The organism is Cellulosimicrobium sp. MI9406 (genome assembly GCF_040595865.1).
Classification (GTDB): Bacteria; Actinomycetota; Actinomycetes; order Actinomycetales; family Cellulomonadaceae; genus Cellulosimicrobium; species Cellulosimicrobium funkei.
The window spans coordinates 269,151-285,740 of sequence record NZ_JALIZI010000005.1 but is presented as its reverse complement, the minus strand read 5'-3'; the positions used below and the strand labels follow the sequence as shown (position 1 = coordinate 285,740).

Here is a 16,590-nt window from a genome sequence, read left to right as displayed (position 1 = left end):
TCGTTCTCGGCGTGGGAGGCGCAGTATCGGCGCTCCGGTGGGGGCCGACGGGTTGCACCGCGGTCCACAGGGCAGCGTGGCGCACTCTTCGTCCACAGGCTGCGGGCCCGTCGGTGCCCTGTCCGCCCGCGCCTGGTCGGATGGCCGAATGCGTCCGCTGACCGCCGTCCCGTCCGCGCTCCTCGACCTCGCCGAGCGCCAGGCCGGCCTGGTGTCCGCCGCGCAGTGCGACGCGTACGGGGTGAACGCGAACCGCCGGTCACGGCTCGTCGACCAGGGGAGGTGGCGACGCCCGACGCGCGGCGTGCTCGAGCCGGCACCCGAGACGCTGCCGCCGTCGGACCCTCGGGCCCACGACCGCCGTCGACGACGCGCCGCCTGGCTCGCTCTCCTCGCCTACGGGCCGGAGGCGATCGCCGTCGGGCCGTGCGCGCTCGTCCTGCTCGGCGTCCAGGGGGTCGGTCTCGACGTCGTCCCGCAGGTGACGTTGCCCGGGGCGCGCGGCGCGCTGTCCCGGGACGGGATCCGCCTGCGCCAGTTCGACGACGGGTTGACCGTCGTACGGGTCGAAGGACGCGCCGTCGCGAGCCCTGCCTGGGCACTCGCCCAGGCCGTTCCCGAGATGGGTCGGCGACGAGCGGTCGCGGCGATGGACAGCGCGGGGCACCTCGGCCTGCTCGACGCCGACGGCCTGGCGCGCGCCCACGACCTCGCGCGCGGTCGGCGCGGCGTGGCGCGCACCCACGCCTGGTGGGCCGAGTCCGACGCCCGCGCCGAGTCACCGCTCGAGACCTTCGCGCGCCTGGAGTGCGTCGACGCAGGGCTCGGGCCGGACGACCTCCAGGTCGACGTCGTCGACGACGGCCGGTTCATCGGTCGTGGAGATCTGGGGTGGCGGCTGCCGCGAGGGCGGTGGCTGATCGCGGAGATGGACGGCAGGGACGTCCACAGCACGCCCGAGGCGCTCCTGCGAGACCGCACGCGCCAGAACGCTCTCGTGTCCCACGGCGGGGTGGAGCTGCTGCGCTTCACGGGCCGTGACCTCGCGGTCCCGGGGACGAGCCGCCCCGGTCGCATGACGACCGCCCTGCGTCACCATCTCGGTCGAGCACGAGGTTCCACGCCGTCGAGCACGAGCCTGCTGTCGTTATCAGGCCGATGACGACAACAACCCCGTGTTCGGCGGAACGGAGGCGTCGGTCAGTCGTTCCGCTTCGACATTTCCGCGAGCATGTCGTTGTACTCCTGGAGCTCGGCGTCGCCGTCGCGGTCTGCCTGGCGGTCGCGGCGTTTGGCCTCGCGCTCGTCGGAGCGCGTCCACATGACGGCGACGACGATCGCGAGGATGAGGGTCGGCAGCTCGCCGATGCCCCACGCGACGGCGCCGCCGCGCTGCTGGTCGGCGATGGCGCTCGGGCCCCACTCGCGGCCGAGGAGGCCGAACCACTCGGGGACGAGCAGCTCCTCGCCCGAGGTGAGCGCGACACCGAAGAACGCGTGGAACGCCATGGTCGCGAACAGCAGGAGCAGACGCTGCGGGTAGGGCGGGCGGTGCGGGCCGGGGTCGATCCCGACGAGCGCGTTCGCGAACAGGTACCCCGCGAGCGTGAAGTGCACCAGCATGACGAGGTGGCCGGCGTACGTCGTGAGCGCGTACTCGAACGCGGGCGTGTAGTAGAAGACGATCATCGAGCCGGCGAAGTTCACCGCCGCGACGATCGGGTTCGCGAAGAACTGGCCCACGCGCGACGTGACGAGGGCGAGCACCCACTCGCGCGGTCCCCGCGACCCGTCCTTGCGCGGCGGCACCGCGCGCACCAGGAGCGTCACGGGGGCGGCGAGCACGAGGAAGATCGGCACGACCATCGCGAGGATCATGTGCTGGACCATGTGCGCGCTGAACAGCACGTGGCCGTACATCGCCGGGCCGCCGGACGTGACCCAGAACAGGACGAGGATCCCCAGGCACCAGGAGACGGTGCGCCCCACCGACCACGAGTCGCCGCGCCGCGCGAGGCGGCGCACCCAGCGCAGGTACACGACGATCGCCGCGACGCACGCGAACGCGGGCAGCAGGTCCCAGCGCCACTCGGTGAACCAGCGGGCGAGCGTCGGCTCCGGCGGGAGCGCGTGCCCCGTCACCTGGTACGCGGCGGAGGTGTCGAGCGGCTCCTCCTGCGGCACGGGCGGGGCGGTGGACCCGAGCGCGACGGCGACGCCGGACACGGCGCCCATGATCGCGAGCTCGACCGCGACGAGGCGCCAGAACAGCCAGCGCGTCCCCTCGGCGGCCGCGGCCCGTGCGCCCGTGGACGACGACGCCCCTCCCGTCCCGGCACCGCTCGCCGGGGCGCCGTCCCCGGCCGGGCGAGCGGCCGCCGTCGGGCCGGCGAGGCGGCGCACGACGAGCTCCCGGTGCGCGAAGCCGACCGCGCCGAGGACGAGCAGGAGCGCGAGCTTGGTGAGCAGGAGGATGCCGTAGTCGGTGGTCAGCCCGGCGAGGGAGTCGACCCGGATGCTCGCGTTCGCGATGCCCGAGACGGCGACGGCGACGTAGCACCACAGCGCGATCGCGGAGTAACGCGCGACGGACGACGCGAAGTCCGCGCGGCCCAGGCCACCGCGCACGCGCACGACGGCGAGCGTCCCGAGCCCGCCGACCCACAGCGCGGCGCCGGCCAGGTGCAGGAACATCGAGGAGACGGCGAGCTCGTGGCTCACCGCGCCGGCCGCGTGGCCGGTGTTGGCCTGCATCGCGAGGGCGACGAGGGCGAGGGCCGCGGTCCACATCGCCCCGGTCGCGCTGCGCACGGCGAGCGCGACGGCGGACGTCAGGGCCGCGACGACGACGATCGCGAGGTAGTTCCGGCCGAGGCTGACCTGCGAGACGAAGAGGCCGAGCTGGTCGCCGAACGTCGGGTTGGTGACCGGCGTGCTCGAGATGGAGGAGTAGCGCAGCACGACCTGCAGGACGGTGAGCACCGCCCAGGTGGCCGACGCCGCCCCCGCGACGCCGAGCGCCTTGCGCACGGGCGTCCCGGCGGGCAGCACGCACGCCGCGAGGACGAGCGAGCCGAGCGTGAGCGCGACGGCGAGCTCGGTGAGCACCGTGACGACCGGGGTGCCGAGGCGCGCGAGGGCGCCCGGGTCCGGGAAGCCGGCGGGGACGGTGAACGCGGCCGAGAACGCGCCGGCGGCGAGCACGGTGACGACCGCGACGACGACGGCGAACGGCCCGGCGACGACGAGCCACCACGGGTTCGCGGGTCGGGCGTCCGAGGGCGCGCGGCGCAGGGCAGTGGTGGTCACCCCACCAGGGTATCGACCGCGCGGGCCCCTCCGGTCACGGCTCAGGGCCGGGACAGGCGGGCCATCCCGTAGACCTTCGTCGCGCGCACGCGCAGCACCTGGCGGCGGTCCGCGACCATGGCGCGCCGGAACTCCTCCCAGTCCGGGTGCTCGCCCCCGGTGGCCGCACGGTAGGTCGCGACGAGCTCGTCGGCGGCGGCGTCGTGGGGGTCGACCGCGACGGCGCTCAGCTCGGCGTCGCCCTCGACGACGGCGTAGCCCGCGAAGTCCTCCGCGCTCACGTGGAGCGAGACGCGCGGGTCGCGCGCCGCGTTGCGGGTCTTCGCGCGGTCGGCGGTGACGGAGACGCGCGCGAGCCCGTCCTCCGGGTCCCAGACGTAGAGCACGTTGGAGAGCTGGGGCCGCCCGTCCTTCTTCACGGTCGCGAGGACGCCCTGGCGGCGCGCGGCGACGAGGTCGAGGAGCGCGGGGTCCCCGAGCGGGGCGCGCGGCGCGCGGCCGGGGGCGTCGCGGGCGGTGTCACGGGAGATGTCACGGGCGTCGGTGCTCATGCCGGGGCAACCGTCGCCGGCCCGCGGGGCATTCCCGGCGCACCGCACGGTGGGGACCTCTCCCCACCCGGACCTGTGGACGACGCCCGGTCCGGCGGGGTCCGCGCTGGCATACTGGGCCGGGTTCGCCGGGGGCTCGCGAGGCTCCGTCCGCCCTCCGGCCGCGCACGGGACCACACCACCCGCACCACCCGGAGGACGACCGATGGCCGCAGGGCACGGCAGCATCTCGACGCAGGACCTCGACCGCGCGAGCCACCTGCTCAAGCGCGTCGGCCAGGTCTTCGACCAGCGCGTCGTCGGGCAGGAGGCCCTGCGCACCGCGCTCGTGAGCACGCTGCTCGCGGGCGGGCACATCCTGCTCGAGTCGGTCCCGGGCCTCGCCAAGACGACCGCGGCGCAGACGCTCGCCGCGGCGGTCGACGGCTCGTTCCACCGCATCCAGTGCACGCCGGACCTCATGCCGAACGACATCGTCGGCACGCAGATCTTCAACTACGCGACCGGCCAGTTCACGACCCAGCTCGGCCCGGTGCACGCGAACGTCGTCCTGCTCGACGAGATCAACCGCTCGTCGGCCAAGACGCAGTCGGCGATGCTCGAGGCGATGCAGGAGAAGCAGACGTCGATCGGTGGCGAGAACTACGCGCTCCCCGACCCGTTCATGGTGCTCGCGACGCAGAACCCCATCGAGGAGGAGGGCACGTACGTGCTCCCCGAGGCCCAGATGGACCGCTTCCTCATGAAGGAGGTGCTCACGTACCCGACGCCGCCGCAGGAGCTCGAGATCCTCCAGCGCATCGCGACCGGGCAGATGACGCGCCCCCTCACGGCGCAGCCGATCTCGCTCGACGACGTGCGCTTCCTGCGCGGCCTCGTCGACGACGTGTACGTGGACGACTCGATCAAGCGCTACGTCGTCGACCTCATCAACACGACGCGGTTCTCGGGCCCGCGCCCGGTGCCGGGCCTGGACCGCCACGTGCGCGTGGGTGCGTCGCCGCGCGGCGGCATCGCGCTCATGCGCGTGGGCCAGGCGCTCGCGATCCTCGCGGGCCGGGCGTACGTCATCCCGGACGACATCAAGGCGGTGCGGTACTCGGTGCTGCGCCACCGCCTCGTGCGCACGTTCGACGCGCTCGCCAACAACGTGCCGCCGGAGCAGCTCGTGGACGCGGTGTTCGACGCCGTCCCCACGCCCTGACCGGTCCGCCCACCGTCCCGAGAGAGCACCACGTGCCCGACGTCTCCCGTCTCGCCCAGGTCCGGGCCCGGCTCGACCTGCCGGTCGCGCGCCGGGCGTCCGGCCTGCTCGAGGGCCGGCACCGCTCGGTGTTCAAGGGGCACGGGCAGGACTTCGACGACCTGCACCTGTACGCGCCGGGCGAGGACGTCGGCGACATCGACTGGAAGTCGTCGGCGCGCGCCGGGCTGCCGATCATCCGCCGGTTCGTGCGCGAGTCGAACCTCAACCTCGTGCTCGTCGTGGACACGGGGCGCACCATGGGCGCGACGGCGCCGAGCGGGGAGACGAAGGCGGAGATCGCGAGCTTCTGCTGCGCGCTCGTCGCCTACCTCGCCCGCGACCGGGGCGACCGCGTCGCGCTCGTCGCGGGCGACGCCGAGCGCCTGGTCCAGCTCCCGCCGCGCGCGAGCACGCGCGACCTCGAGGTGCTGCTGCGCACCGTGGAGGGGCTGTGGCGCCCGGACGCCCCCGGGAGCGACCTGTCCCGGCCGCTCGACCGCGCGCAGACGGCGTTCCGGCGCCGATCGCTCGTGGTCGTCGTCACCGACGAGGCCCGCCCGGCTGCCGAGCACGAGCAGCTGCTGCGCTCGCTGCGCGTGCGTCACGAGGTGATGGTCGTGCAGGTCGCGGACCTCTCGCCGGTGGGCGCCGGGACCGGGGAGGTGGCCGACGTCGACGGGACGCTGCGCCTGCCGCCGTTCCTGCGCGGGCGGACCGCGCTCGCGGCGCCCGCCGCCGAGGCGCTCGCCGCGCGGCGCGCCGAGGTGGCCGAGCGGCTGCGCGCCCTCCAGGTCGAGGGCGTGCTCGTCGAGGGGTCCGACGACGTCCTGCAGCGGTTCGTCGAGCTCCTGGGGAGGCAGAAGCGTGCCCGTCGATGAGCTCGTCGACCCCGTCGGCTACTCGGGGTGGTGGACGGCCCTGGGGATCGTCCTGGTCCTCGCGGCCGCCGCGGTCGTGTTCCTGGTGATCTGGCTGACGCGCGCGAGCGCGGAGGAGAAGAACGCCCCGCGCCCCGCCCCGCTGCTCCCCACGGGCCCGCACGACCCGTACGCGTCGCTGCGGGCGGAGTACGAGCGGCGCCTCGACGCCGTCGCCGAGCGGTTCCGCGCGGGCGAGCTCGACGAGCGCACCCTGCACCTCGCCCTCTCGGCGGAGATGCGCGGCTTCGCGACCGGGCGGCTCGGCCAGGACGCGTCGTCCATGACGCTCTCGGAGATCCAGCAGCTCGCCGAGGCGGGCCGCCTCACGCAGCTCATCGCGCGCTACTACCGGCCGTCGTTCGCGGACCACGACAACGACCCGGCGGCGCGCTCGACGGACGGCGAGGACTCGATCGACCGCGCCCGGGCGGTGGTGCGCGGATGGTGACGCGTCCCGTCGCGGCGAGCACCGCCGTCGTCCCCGGGCCGCAGGGCCCGTCGATCCTGTGGCCGTGGCTGTGGGTCGTCCTCGTCGTCGCGGTGCTCGCGGCGGCGGCGGTGGCGTGGTGGCTCGCGCGGCGCCGCCGGTGCCGCGACGCGGACGCGGGCGTGCTCTGGGTCGCGAACTCCGACTACCTCGCGCGCGTCCCGGCGTTCGCTGCGTGGGTGCGCCGCTACCGCGTGCTGCAGGGCCTCACCGCGGCGGGGCTGCTCGTGGCGGTCGTCGGGGCGGGCGCGGTCGCGGCCCGCCCGGTGGAGACGGACGTCGTCGTCGACCGCCTCGGCACGCGCGACATCGTGCTGTGCCTCGACGTGTCGGGCTCGATGATCGAGTACGACGGCGCGGTGCTCAAGGTGTTCCAGGAGCTCGTGGACAACTTCGAGGGCGAGCGGATCGCGCTGTCGATCTTCAACTCGTCCTCGCGCACGGTCTTCCCGCTCACGGACGACTACACGCTCGTCCAGGAGGAGCTCCAGGCGGGGATCGCCGCGCTCGACCAGGACCCGGCGACGTTCGACTACACGGGCGGCACCGACGACGCGGAGATCCTCGAGTACGCGCAGTTCACGGCGGGCACGACGGCGAATCTCTCGGGCGCGAGCCTCATCGGCGACGGGCTCGCGAGCTGCGCGCTCCAGTTCGACGCGGAGGACACCGAGCGCTCGCGCTCGATCATCCTGGCGACGGACAACTACGTCTCCGGCGAACCGATCTACACGCTCCCGCAGGCGGCGGACCTCGTCGCGTCGCGCGACATCACGCTGCACGGCATCTTCGGCGGGTCCCAGCGCTACGAGGGCACGCCCGAGGAGACCGAGTACCGCGAGACCGTCGAGTCGGGCGGCGGCCTGTACTTCCTCGCGGACGACCCGGCCGCGGTCCAGGGCATGGTCGACGACGTCGTCGCGCAGCAGGCGGTCGAGCTCGACGCGTCCCCCGAGGTGGTCGTCACGGACCGGCCCGCGGGCTGGTTCCTCGTCGCGGTCCTCGGCGTCGCGCTGCTGCTCGTCGTCGCGTGGCGGGTGAAGGAGTGACGCGCCGATGAACCTCGCCGGACTCACGTTCCAGCCGCTCGTGCCCCTGTGGGCGCTGACGCTGCTCGTGCTGCCGCTGCTCGGCCTCGCCGGGTGGCAGGCGGTCGTGGCCGGGCGCCCGGGACCCGACGGCGTCCCCCGCCCCGGCGCCCCGCGCGCGGCCTGGGTGCGACGCGCCGGGGTGGTCGTGCTGCTCGGGATCATCGGGATCGCGCCGTCGGTCGCGTCGACGGACCGCGACACGTCGGTCGCGAACGTCGACATGTTCTTCGTCGTCGACCGCACGGGGTCGATGGCGGCCGAGGACTACGGGCCCGAGGGCGGTCAGGAGCGCCTCGACGGCGTGCGGCACGACATCACGAGCCTCACGGAGGCGATCCCCGGGGCGCGGTACTCGATCATCTCGTTCGACTCGCAGGCGTCGCGCCAGCTCCCGCTGACGACGGACGCGCGCGCGATCACGTCCTGGGCCGACACGTTCCACCGCGAGATCACGCGGTACTCGCAGGGGTCCCTCACGGACCGGCCGCTCGACGAGCTGCGGTCGGCGCTCGAGGGCTCGGCGGAGCAGCACCCGGCCAACGTGCGGCTCGTCTTCTTCCTCACCGACGGCGAGCAGACGGCCGAGGGCGAGCCGCGGTCGTTCGCCGACCTCGCGCCGCTCGTCGACGGCGGAGCGGTGCTGGGCTACGGGACCGCCGAGGGAGGCCGCATGAAGGAGTACGACCCGGACGTGGACCCCGAGGACGCGGAGTACCTCGTCGACTGGTCGAAGCCGAGCGACGGCGGCGAGCCCGTCGAGGCGCTGTCCGTGCTGGACGAGGCGACGCTCACCGCGCTCGCCGACCAGCTCGGCGTGCCGTACGTGCACCGGCAGGAGCCGTCGGAGACGGCGTCGCTCGTCGCGGGCGTCGACCCGCAGCAGGTGGCAGCGGACGGACGCCGCGACGTCACGGCGTACCGGCCGGTCGTGTGGCCGTTCGCCCTCGCGCTCGTGACGCTGCTCGGCGTCGAGGCGTGGTTCTGGGCGCGCTCGGCGAGCCGCTCGCTCGTCCGCCCGACGGCACGCGACCGGGCGGAGGTGCGCCGATGACCTGGACCCCTCCCCCGGCACCCCCGCCCGGCGCCCGCGCGCCCCGGCCCACCGGCGCGGCCGCCCTGCGTGCGGCGCGGCTGCGGCGGCGCCGGTGGTGGCTCCTCGGGACCCTGCCCGTCGTGCTCGTGCTCCTCGTGCTGGGGTTCACGCTGGCGCTGCGCGCCCCGGTCGCCTCGCTCGCGAAGGACCGCTACGACGCCGGCGACACCGAGGGCGCGGCGAGCACGTACGGCCTCCAGCGGACGCTCAACCTCGTCGAGCCGTGGAAGGCGCACTACAACCACGGGACGGCGCTCGCGCGGACCGAGGACTCGTGGTCGCTGTACGACGCGATCCGATCCCTCGACCGTGCCTACGACCTCGCGGAGAATTCGTCTCCCGAGGAACGGTGCATGATCCAGACCAACCTGTCGCTGACGTACGAGATCCAGGGCGACGCCGACATGGCCTACGCCGACCGCAAGGCGGCGGAGCTCGCCCTCGTCGAGGAGGCGATCGCCGCCCGCGACGCGGGCCTGCCGTACGACGAGGGGGTCCTCGACCCGTACGGCGACGGTACCGAGCCCGACCCGGCGGAGCTGCGCCAGGACGTCCAGGACTGGTACGAGTACGCCGAGCAGGAGTACGCGACGGCCGAGCAGATCCGCGGCTGGCCCGACTGCGGGGAGTCCGAGCAGACCCCCGAGCAGCAGGAGCAGGACGCGGCCGCGCAGCAGCGTCTCCAGGACAAGCAGCAGGAGGCGCAGGACTCGCAGCCCGAGAACCAGGACGGTGGCGACACCTCGGAGGGCGAGGACGACGGCTCCGAGGGCGACGAGCAGTCGGACGCCTCGGGCGGCGACGGCGCGCAGGGCGAGGACCAGCAGAGCCAGGCCGAGCGCGAGGAGCAGCAGCGCCAGGAGCAGCTCGAGCAGCAGGGCTCCGAGGCGCGCGACGAGCAGGAGCGCCTCGAGCAGGAGTACCGCGACCTCTACGGGGACCAGCCGGGCACCGGCAGCGACCCGGGCGACAGCAGCGGGGGCGGCACCAAGAACTGGTGAGCCCCGGCTGCGCCGCGGCCGATCCGCCGTCGTCCGCCGGCCGCTCCGACGTCCGCCTGCTCACCTCGTCGGCCGGTGGAGCGGGACGCGTCGCAGGGGTGCCCAGCCTGCGAGACGACGGGCACGACCCGAGGACGCGCCGGCGGCTCGCCCGTACCCTCGGCGACCGTGACCACACCCGAGGACCTGCCCGTCCTGCGCGCGCTCCACTCGACGCCGTCGCGCCGCTACCTCTCGCCCGACCCGGTGCCCGACGACGTGCTCGACGCGATCCTCGACGCCGCGGTCCGCGGGCCCAGCGGGGGCAACCGTCAGCGGTGGGGGTGGGTCGTCGTGCGGGACCCCGCGACGAAGGCGCAGATCGCCGCCTGGTACCGCGAGGGGTGGCGAGCGGCGTACGGGGACCGCCGGGACGCCGTCCTCGGTGCCGCGACCACGCACGCCGGCGTGAGCGAGGCGGGCTTCCGCGCCGTCGAGCACCTGGCGCTGCACCTGGAGGAGGCTCCGGTGTGGGTCGTGCCGGTGCTGCGGGACGCGGCGCGCTCGGCCGACCCCCGGCTCGGGGCCTCGATCTACGGTGCGGTGCAGAACCTCGTCCTCGCAGCCCGGGCTTACGGGATCGGGACGACGCTCACGACCTTCCACACCGTCCGGGAGGCCGACGTCGCCGCGCTGCTCGGCCTGCCCGACGACGCGCTGACGATGGGCCTGCTCCCCCTCGGGTACCCGACCCGGGGCCGCTGGTCCGAGCCGCGGCGGCGCCCGCTCGCGGAGGTCGTGCACCGGGACCGGTGGCACAGCTGAGCGCGCCGGGAAGAGGCGAGCGCCCGCGCGCGTTCGCCCCGGAGGACACGCACGGCCGGACGGCCGCGACGACGGCACGGCACCCGGGCGACCGGGCGAGGAGGAGCAGCATGACCGCGACGAGCACGGGGCCCGGCGCCACCGGCGTCGACCACCCGGTCCTGGACAACCCGTCGTGGAGCGCGCTCACCGGCGCGCACGCGCACCTCGCCGAGGGCGACGACCTGGCGCGCCGCTACCCGGCCGACGTCTCCCCGATCACGGGCGTGCGCTCGTGGACCGACCCGGGCGTGTGGGACGCGATCGCCGCGCTCGTCGGCCCGGGCGGGCACTTCTCGGCGCCGCCGGCCGGGGTCGAGCCGCCGCGCGGCTGGACGGTCGAGGCCCGCGTCGAGGGGGTCCAGCTCGTCGAGACCGAGCGCCTCGTCACCCGGCCCGACCCGGAGGCGGTCGTGCTCGGCGCGGACGCCGTCCCGGAGATGCTCGCGCTCGTCGAGCGCAGCCGACCGGGTCCGTTCGAGGCGCGGACCTACCTCCTCGGCCGGTACGTCGGGTTCCGCGACGGCGACGGCCGTCTCGTCGCCATGGCGGGCGAGCGCCTGCGGCCCGCGGGGTGGACCGAGATCAGCGCCGTGACGACCGACCCCGACCACCGCGGGCGCGGCCTCGCCTCACGCCTCGTGCGCGACGTCGCGTTCCACGTGCAGGAGCGGGGCGACCGCGCGTTCCTGCACGCCGCGGCGCAGAACGTCGGCGCGATCGGCGTCTACAAGCGGCTCGGGTTCGCGCTGCGCCACCGCCCGACGTTCGGGTCGCTGCGCGCGCCGGGCTGACGGCCTCGTCGCCGGGCCCGCCCACGCTCCTGCCACGCTGCCACGCGGCCACGCGGCCGATCGGACGCTCGGCGCCGTGCGGCTCAGTCCTCGATCCCCTCGACGAGCAGCGTGCGGGGCCCGGGGCCCTCGTCGGCGAGCGCGTCGTGGGGGTTGACGAGGACGCACCGGCGCAGCGACAGGCACCCGCAGCCGATGCAGTCCGTGAGGTGGTCGCGCAGGCGCGTGAGCTGTTCGATGCGCGCGTCGAGGTCGGCGTGCCACCCGGCCGAGAGCCGGTGCCAGTCCTTGGCCGTGGGCGTGCGGTCGCCCGGGAGCGTCGCGAGCGCGGCGCGGATGCGCGCGAGCGGGATGCCCACGCGCTGCGACGCGCGCACGAACGCGACGCGGCGCAGCGTCTCGCGCGTGAAGCGCCGCTGGTTGCCGGGCGTCCGGCGGCTCGTGATGAGCCCCTCGCGCTCGTAGAAGTGCAGCGCGGACACGGCGACGCCGCTGCGCGCCGCGAGCTGGCCGACGGTGAGCTCGTCGCTCGGGGACGGGGCGGCGTCGGGCACGGTGGTACCTCCACGCAGACGGGCCTGACGGCCGACGCGGCGGACACGACCGGTCACCCCTCGGCCCGGGGCACTTGACCTGAACAATTGTTGAGGTTCGAGACTAGCAGGGCGCGCCCGTCAGGCAGCGCGACCCGGACCGTGCGACGGCCCAGAGGGGCCGTGCACCACGCGGCCCGCCCACAGCACCGCGCACGACCGCCCTGCACGACCCGATCCCGAAGGAGCACCCGTGGACGCCATCCGCCTGCACGCGTTCGGACCACCCGAGAACCTCGTGCTGGACCAGGTCCCCGACCCGGTCCCCGGCCCCGGCCAGGTACGCGTCGCCGTGCGCGCGCACGGCGTCCACCTGCTCGACACGACGCTGCGCCGGGGCGAGGTCGCAGGACCCCTGCCGCTGCCCACCCTGCCCACGATCCCCGGGCGCGAGGTCGCCGGGGTGGTGGACGTCGTCGGGCCGGGCGTGGACGCCGCATGGCGCGGGCGACGCGTCGCGGCCCACCTCGGCGCCACGCCCGACGGCGGCGGGTACGCGCGCCTGGCGCTCGTGCCCGTCGAGGCGCTGCACCGGATCCCCGACCACGTCACCGCGCCCGACGCGCTGGCCATGATGGGCACCGGTCGGACCGCCGTCGGCATCCTCGACCTCGCGGAGCTCGCCGCGACGGACACCGTCGTCGTCACGGCCGCGGCCGGCGGGCTCGGCACGTTGCTGGTCCAGAGCGCGCTCGCGGCAGGGGCGCGCGTCGTCGCGCTCGCCGGCGGCCCGGAGAAGGTCGCCCTCGTGCGGTCGCTCGCCGGGCAGGCGCAGGAGGACCGCCTCGCCGCCGTCGACTACCGGGCCGACGGCTGGCTCGACGAGGCGCGGACCGCCGTCGGGCAGCACGCCCCGGAGGGCGCGACCGTGCTCCTCGACGGCGTCGGCGGCGACGCGGGCACCGACGCCGCGAGCCTCGTCGCGCCGACCGGCCGCCTCGTGCTCTACGGGTGGGCGTCGGGGGCGCCGAACCGGGCCGGTGACGTCGACCACCCGGACGGCAAAACAGGGGCCCACGGCGGCACGCCGGACGTACGGTGGGCGGTGGGACCCCAGGCCCGACCCTGGGGAGACCTGTCCGCGCTGCAGGAGCGCGCGCTCGCGCTCGCGGCGGACGGGACGTGGCGGGTCGTCACGCACCAGATCCCCCTCGCGGAGGCCGCGCGCGCCCACCGCGAGCTCGAAGCGCGCGCCACCACCGGAAAGGTCGTTCTCGTATGACGGCGGACCCCCGCACCGACGCCGACGCACCGGCGTACGGCTCCCCCGCGCCCGGCGCGGGCGAGGCCGGCACGGGAGAGGTCGGCGTGCCCGAGACCGCCCCCGCGACCGGCCCGACCGAGGCGGGCACGCTCTCGCCCGGGACGCAGCGCACGGTGCTGTTCGGCATGGTCGCGTTCGTGTTCCTCGGCGCGTTCGAGGCGCTCGCCGTCGCGACCGCCATGCCGACGGTCGCCGTCGAGCTCGACGGGCTCACGCTGTACACGCTGGCGTTCGCCGCGTCGCTCGCGTCGAGCGTCGTCGGCATGGTGGCGTCCGGGCGCTGGAGCGACCGCGCCGGCCCGACCACCCCGCTGTGGACCGGCATCGGGCTCTTCCTCGCCGGGCTGCTCGTCGCCGGGCTCGCGCAGGACATGCTCGTGCTCGTCGCGGGCCGCGTGCTCCAGGGCGTCGGGACGGGGCTGTACATCGTCGCGCTGTACGTGCTCGTCGCGCGCGTCTTCCCCACCGACCGGCGCCCGAAGGTCTTCGCGGCGTTCGCGGCGGCCTGGGTGATCCCGTCGATCGTCGGGCCCGCCATCGCGGGGCTCGTGGTCGAGCACGTCGGGTGGCGCTGGGTGTTCCTCGCCGTCCCGGTCCTCGCGGTGCCCGCGCTGTTCCTCATGCGCCCGGGGATGCGCGCCGCCCGCGGCTCGGCCCCCGAGCCCGCCCCGGCGTCCACCCCGCTGTCCGGGGACCGGCCCGACGACGCCGAGCCGCCGCTCGACCGGACCGCGCGCCAGGCGTCGCTCACCTGGGCCGTCGTCGCAGCCGTCGGCATCGGGGCGCTCAACTACGCGGGCCAGCTGCGCGGGGTCGGGCTCGCGGCCCTGCTCGTCGCGTCGCTCGCCGCCGTCGCGCTCGCCGTCCCCCGACTGCTCCCCCGCGGCACGACCCGCGCGGCCCGCGGCCTGCCGAGCGTCATCGCGATCCGCGGCCTCGTCGCGGCCGCGTTCACCGGCGCCGAGGTGCTGCTCCCGCTCCTGCTGTCGCACGAGCGCGGCCTCTCGCCGTCGCTCGCGGGCGCCGTGCTCACGTTCGGCGCCGTCGGCTGGTCGACGGGGTCGTGGCTCCGCGGCCGGGCGACCTGGGGGCTCCAGCACGCGGGCTACGTGCGCCTCGGCGGGACGCTCGTCGCGCTCGGGATCGGCGGCGCCGCGCTGCTCGCCTGGACGGCCGTGCCGCCCGTGGTCGGGATGGTCGCGTGGACCCTTGCCGGGCTCGGCATGGGCATGACGCACCCGACGCTGTCCGTGCTCACGCTCGAGCTCTCGCCCGTCGCCGAGCAGGGCGCGAACTCGTCCGCGCTCCAGGTGTCCGACGCCGTCGCCGCCGCGACCGCGCTCGCCGTCACCGGGTCGCTCCTGTGGGCCCTGCACCCCACGCTCGGCCTGGCGTCGTACGTCGTGTGCTTCGGGGTCACGGTGCTGCTCGCGGCGGGCGTCGCCCTCCTCGCACCGCGCACGCGCCCGGTCCTCGGGGCGTAGCGCGCAGCCCGGCGGCGGCGTCGGCGTACCGGTCGAGCACGATCGCGGTGAGCCGCGGGTCGGGCGCGAGCGGGCCGGTCACGACGTCGGCGCCCGCCTCCAGCACCCGGTCGTAGAAGAAGCCGGGCGCGAGGAGGTAGGCCGCGACGACGACCCGCCCGCCCGGGGCGAGGCCCGCGCGGGCGGCGGCGACGGCGTCGGGCACCGTGGGCGTCGCCATGGCGCCGTAGCCGACGGAGACCGGGCTGGGGACGCGCTCGCGGAGCCCGGCGGCGAGCGTCTCGACGTCGCGCGCGGCGCCCGGGCGGCTCGACCCCGCGGCGGCGATCACGACGGCGTCGCCGTCGCGCAGGCCCGCCTCCGTGAGCCGCTCGGCGAGCAGGTCCACGAGGCGCGGGTCGGGGCCGAGCGGCCCCGACGCGGCAGCGGCCCCGGTGCCGGGGCCGCGGTCCTCGACGGCCGCGGCGACGTCCACGCTCACGTGGAACCCGGCGGAGAGCAAGAGGGGCACCACCACGGCGTCGCCGGGCGCCCCGCCGTCGGACGGCGCGACGACGGCGGTCACGACGTCCGCCACCTCGGGCTGCTGGACGTCCACGAACGCCTCGCGCACGTCGAGGTCGGGGCGGGCCGCGCGCACGTCGTCCAGGAGCGCGCGGACCACCGCGCGCCCCGCGAGGTCGTCCGTGCCGTGGGAGCAGCCGACGAGCGCCGGCGTCGCGGCGCGCGGACCGGCCGGAGCATCGGAGACGGCGTCGAGGGAGGTGGGGCTGTCCGGGCTCATACGAGCTCCAATCGGTATCCGCGCTTGACGACGGTCTTGACGAGGTCCCGGCGACCGGTGGCCTCGCGCAGGCGCGCGACCGCGACCTCGGCCGCGTGCGGGTCGCGCGAGTCGCCGGGCAGGACGTCGAGCACGTCGTCGCGCGTGACGACCTCGCCACGGCGCGCGGCGAGGAGGCGCAGCACCTCGAGGCTGCTGGGCGAGAGGGGCAGCACCTCGCCGTCGAGCACGGCGACGCGCGAGCGGATCTGGAGCGTCCCGGCGACGGTCGCGAGGGCCACCGTCTCGGCCTTCTCGTAGTGCGCGACGAGCGTCCGCACGAGCGCGCCGAGGCGTCCGCGCTCCGGCTGCAGCGGCGTGACGCCGCGGTGCTCGAGCGGCCGCGCGGTGACGGGACCGACGGCGGCCGCGACCATCGACCCGTCCTGGAACCGGGACACGACGAGCCGCCCCACGCCGTGCTCCTCGGCGGCGCTCAGCCACGCCTCGGCGCCGGGCGCGGAGGTGAAGACCACGGCGTCGATCTCCCCGACGGCTGCGGCCTCGACCGACGCGCGCAGCGCCTCGGGGTCGGGCGGCGGCCCCCAGCGGTAGACGACGAGGCTCGCGACCTCGGCGCCCGCCTCGGCGAACACGACGTCGAGGCCGTCGGCCCCCGCACCGTGGTGCTGGACGGCGATCCGCAGCCCGGCGACGCCCTCGCCGAGCAGCACGTCGGCGATCTCGGCCGACGTCTCCGACTCGGCGACCCAGTCGGCCGTGAGCCCGGCGGCCTGGATCGCGCCGCGCGCCTTGGGTCCACGCGCGACGATCCGCGCGTCGGCGAGCACCTCGAGCAGGCGGTCGGCGAGGCCGTGCGCGTCCGCAGCCTCGACCCAGGACCGGAAGCCGATGCCGGTCGTCACGACGACGACGTCCGGCGGTCGCTCGACGAGGTCACGCGTCCCGGCGAGGAGCTGCTCGTCGTCGGCGTGCGGGATCATGCTCAGCGCGGGCGCGTGGCGGACCTCGGCGCCCCGGCGCTGGAGGGCGGCGGCGAGCTCGCTCTTGCGGCGGTCGGCCGTGACGAGCACGGTGCAGCCGGCCATGACCTGGCCGAGGGTGGGGCGATCGGCGTCGGGGCCGGACGC

At 75.8% G+C, this 16,590-nt stretch carries 16 protein-coding genes; 11 read left to right on the top strand and 5 right to left on the bottom strand.

Annotated elements, in window-relative coordinates:
- Positions 1-148 precede the first annotated feature (148 nt).
- Positions 149-1,162: a type IV toxin-antitoxin system AbiEi family antitoxin domain-containing protein gene (locus MT994_RS11510; protein WP_354806353.1), complete on the top strand. Its 1,014-nt coding sequence runs from the start codon at positions 149-151 to the stop codon at positions 1,160-1,162.
- A gap of 38 nt (positions 1,163-1,200) precedes the next feature.
- On the opposite strand, the gene MT994_RS11505 is transcribed toward MT994_RS11510, so the two are convergent.
- Complete coding sequence (locus MT994_RS11505) at positions 1,201-3,309, bottom strand: cytochrome c oxidase assembly protein (protein WP_354806352.1); 2,109 nt, start codon at positions 3,307-3,309, stop codon at positions 1,201-1,203.
- 41 nt (positions 3,310-3,350) lie between these two features.
- A complete protein-coding gene (locus MT994_RS11500; RefSeq protein ID WP_137279867.1) occupies positions 3,351-3,860 on the bottom strand; it encodes a PPOX class F420-dependent oxidoreductase in 510 nt (169 codons plus the stop codon).
- Between the two features lie 205 nt (positions 3,861-4,065).
- Between MT994_RS11500 and MT994_RS11495 the strand changes: the two genes are divergently transcribed.
- From MT994_RS11495 to MT994_RS11460, 8 genes are all read left to right on the top strand, one after another.
- Entirely contained in the window at positions 4,066-5,064 is a 999-nt protein-coding gene (locus MT994_RS11495; RefSeq protein ID WP_021483297.1) for a MoxR family ATPase, read from the top strand.
- A gap of 32 nt (positions 5,065-5,096) precedes the next feature.
- Entirely contained in the window at positions 5,097-5,984 is an 888-nt protein-coding gene (locus tag MT994_RS11490) for a DUF58 domain-containing protein (RefSeq protein WP_354806351.1), read from the top strand.
- Positions 5,971-6,474 carry a hypothetical protein gene (locus MT994_RS11485; RefSeq protein ID WP_034654434.1) on the top strand — a complete coding sequence of 168 codons (504 nt, stop codon included), beginning with the start codon at positions 5,971-5,973 and terminating at the stop codon, positions 6,472-6,474. The genes MT994_RS11490 and MT994_RS11485 overlap by 14 nt, the downstream gene beginning before the upstream one ends.
- Positions 6,468-7,562, top strand: coding sequence for a VWA domain-containing protein (locus MT994_RS11480; protein WP_354806349.1), 1,095 nt, complete (start codon positions 6,468-6,470; stop codon positions 7,560-7,562). The genes MT994_RS11485 and MT994_RS11480 overlap by 7 nt, the downstream gene beginning before the upstream one ends.
- A 7-nt stretch (positions 7,563-7,569) precedes the next feature.
- Positions 7,570-8,655, top strand: a complete 1,086-nt coding sequence (locus MT994_RS11475; protein ID WP_354806348.1) for a VWA domain-containing protein — start codon at positions 7,570-7,572, stop codon at positions 8,653-8,655.
- The gene (locus MT994_RS11470; protein ID WP_354806347.1) at positions 8,652-9,698 is read left to right on the top strand and encodes a hypothetical protein; all 1,047 of its coding nucleotides are present in this window, start codon (positions 8,652-8,654) and stop codon (positions 9,696-9,698) included. The genes MT994_RS11475 and MT994_RS11470 overlap by 4 nt, the downstream gene beginning before the upstream one ends.
- A 168-nt stretch (positions 9,699-9,866) precedes the next feature.
- Positions 9,867-10,502 carry a nitroreductase family protein gene (locus MT994_RS11465; protein WP_354806345.1) on the top strand — a complete coding sequence of 212 codons (636 nt, stop codon included), beginning with the start codon at positions 9,867-9,869 and terminating at the stop codon, positions 10,500-10,502.
- A gap of 110 nt (positions 10,503-10,612) precedes the next feature.
- Entirely contained in the window at positions 10,613-11,335 is a 723-nt protein-coding gene (locus MT994_RS11460) for a GNAT family N-acetyltransferase (protein WP_354806344.1), read from the top strand.
- A gap of 83 nt (positions 11,336-11,418) precedes the next feature.
- On the opposite strand, the gene soxR is transcribed toward MT994_RS11460, so the two are convergent.
- Positions 11,419-11,889 (bottom strand): redox-sensitive transcriptional activator SoxR, encoded by a 471-nt coding sequence (gene soxR, locus MT994_RS11455; protein WP_074804932.1) that lies wholly within the window; start codon positions 11,887-11,889, stop codon positions 11,419-11,421.
- Between the two features lie 232 nt (positions 11,890-12,121).
- Here soxR and MT994_RS11450 point away from each other — a divergent pair, with 232 nt between their 5' ends.
- Positions 12,122-13,150, top strand: coding sequence for a zinc-binding dehydrogenase (locus MT994_RS11450; protein ID WP_354806342.1), 1,029 nt, complete (start codon positions 12,122-12,124; stop codon positions 13,148-13,150).
- Positions 13,147-14,676: an MFS transporter gene (locus MT994_RS11445; RefSeq protein WP_354806340.1), complete on the top strand. Its 1,530-nt coding sequence runs from the start codon at positions 13,147-13,149 to the stop codon at positions 14,674-14,676. Before MT994_RS11450 ends, MT994_RS11445 begins: the two co-directional genes overlap by 4 nt.
- Here MT994_RS11445 and MT994_RS11440 read toward each other — a convergent pair.
- A complete protein-coding gene (locus MT994_RS11440) occupies positions 14,609-15,460 on the bottom strand; it encodes a sirohydrochlorin chelatase (RefSeq protein WP_354806338.1) in 852 nt (283 codons plus the stop codon). The two genes, MT994_RS11445 and MT994_RS11440, sit on opposite strands and share 68 nt — an antisense overlap.
- The gene (locus MT994_RS11435) at positions 15,457-16,548 is read right to left on the bottom strand and encodes a uroporphyrinogen-III synthase (RefSeq protein WP_354806434.1); all 1,092 of its coding nucleotides are present in this window, start codon (positions 16,546-16,548) and stop codon (positions 15,457-15,459) included. Before MT994_RS11435 ends, MT994_RS11440 begins: the two co-directional genes overlap by 4 nt.
- Positions 16,549-16,590: the final 42 nt, after the last annotated feature.

Coding starts and splice junctions, on each gene's coding strand:
- MT994_RS11495 (WP_021483297.1), top strand. CDS start 4,066: ATGGCCGCAGGGCACGGCAGCATCTCGACGCAGGACCTCGACCGCGCG.
- MT994_RS11445 (WP_354806340.1), top strand. CDS start 13,147: ATGACGGCGGACCCCCGCACCGACGCCGACGCACCGGCGTACGGCTCC.
- MT994_RS11510 (WP_354806353.1), top strand. CDS start 149: ATGCGTCCGCTGACCGCCGTCCCGTCCGCGCTCCTCGACCTCGCCGAG.
- MT994_RS11500 (WP_137279867.1), bottom strand. CDS start 3,860: ATGAGCACCGACGCCCGTGACATCTCCCGTGACACCGCCCGCGACGCC.
- MT994_RS11475 (WP_354806348.1), top strand. CDS start 7,570: ATGAACCTCGCCGGACTCACGTTCCAGCCGCTCGTGCCCCTGTGGGCG.
- MT994_RS11480 (WP_354806349.1), top strand. CDS start 6,468: ATGGTGACGCGTCCCGTCGCGGCGAGCACCGCCGTCGTCCCCGGGCCG.
- MT994_RS11435 (WP_354806434.1), bottom strand. CDS start 16,548: ATGGCCGGCTGCACCGTGCTCGTCACGGCCGACCGCCGCAAGAGCGAG.
- MT994_RS11470 (WP_354806347.1), top strand. CDS start 8,652: ATGACCTGGACCCCTCCCCCGGCACCCCCGCCCGGCGCCCGCGCGCCC.
- MT994_RS11440 (WP_354806338.1), bottom strand. CDS start 15,460: ATGAGCCCGGACAGCCCCACCTCCCTCGACGCCGTCTCCGATGCTCCG.
- MT994_RS11460 (WP_354806344.1), top strand. CDS start 10,613: ATGACCGCGACGAGCACGGGGCCCGGCGCCACCGGCGTCGACCACCCG.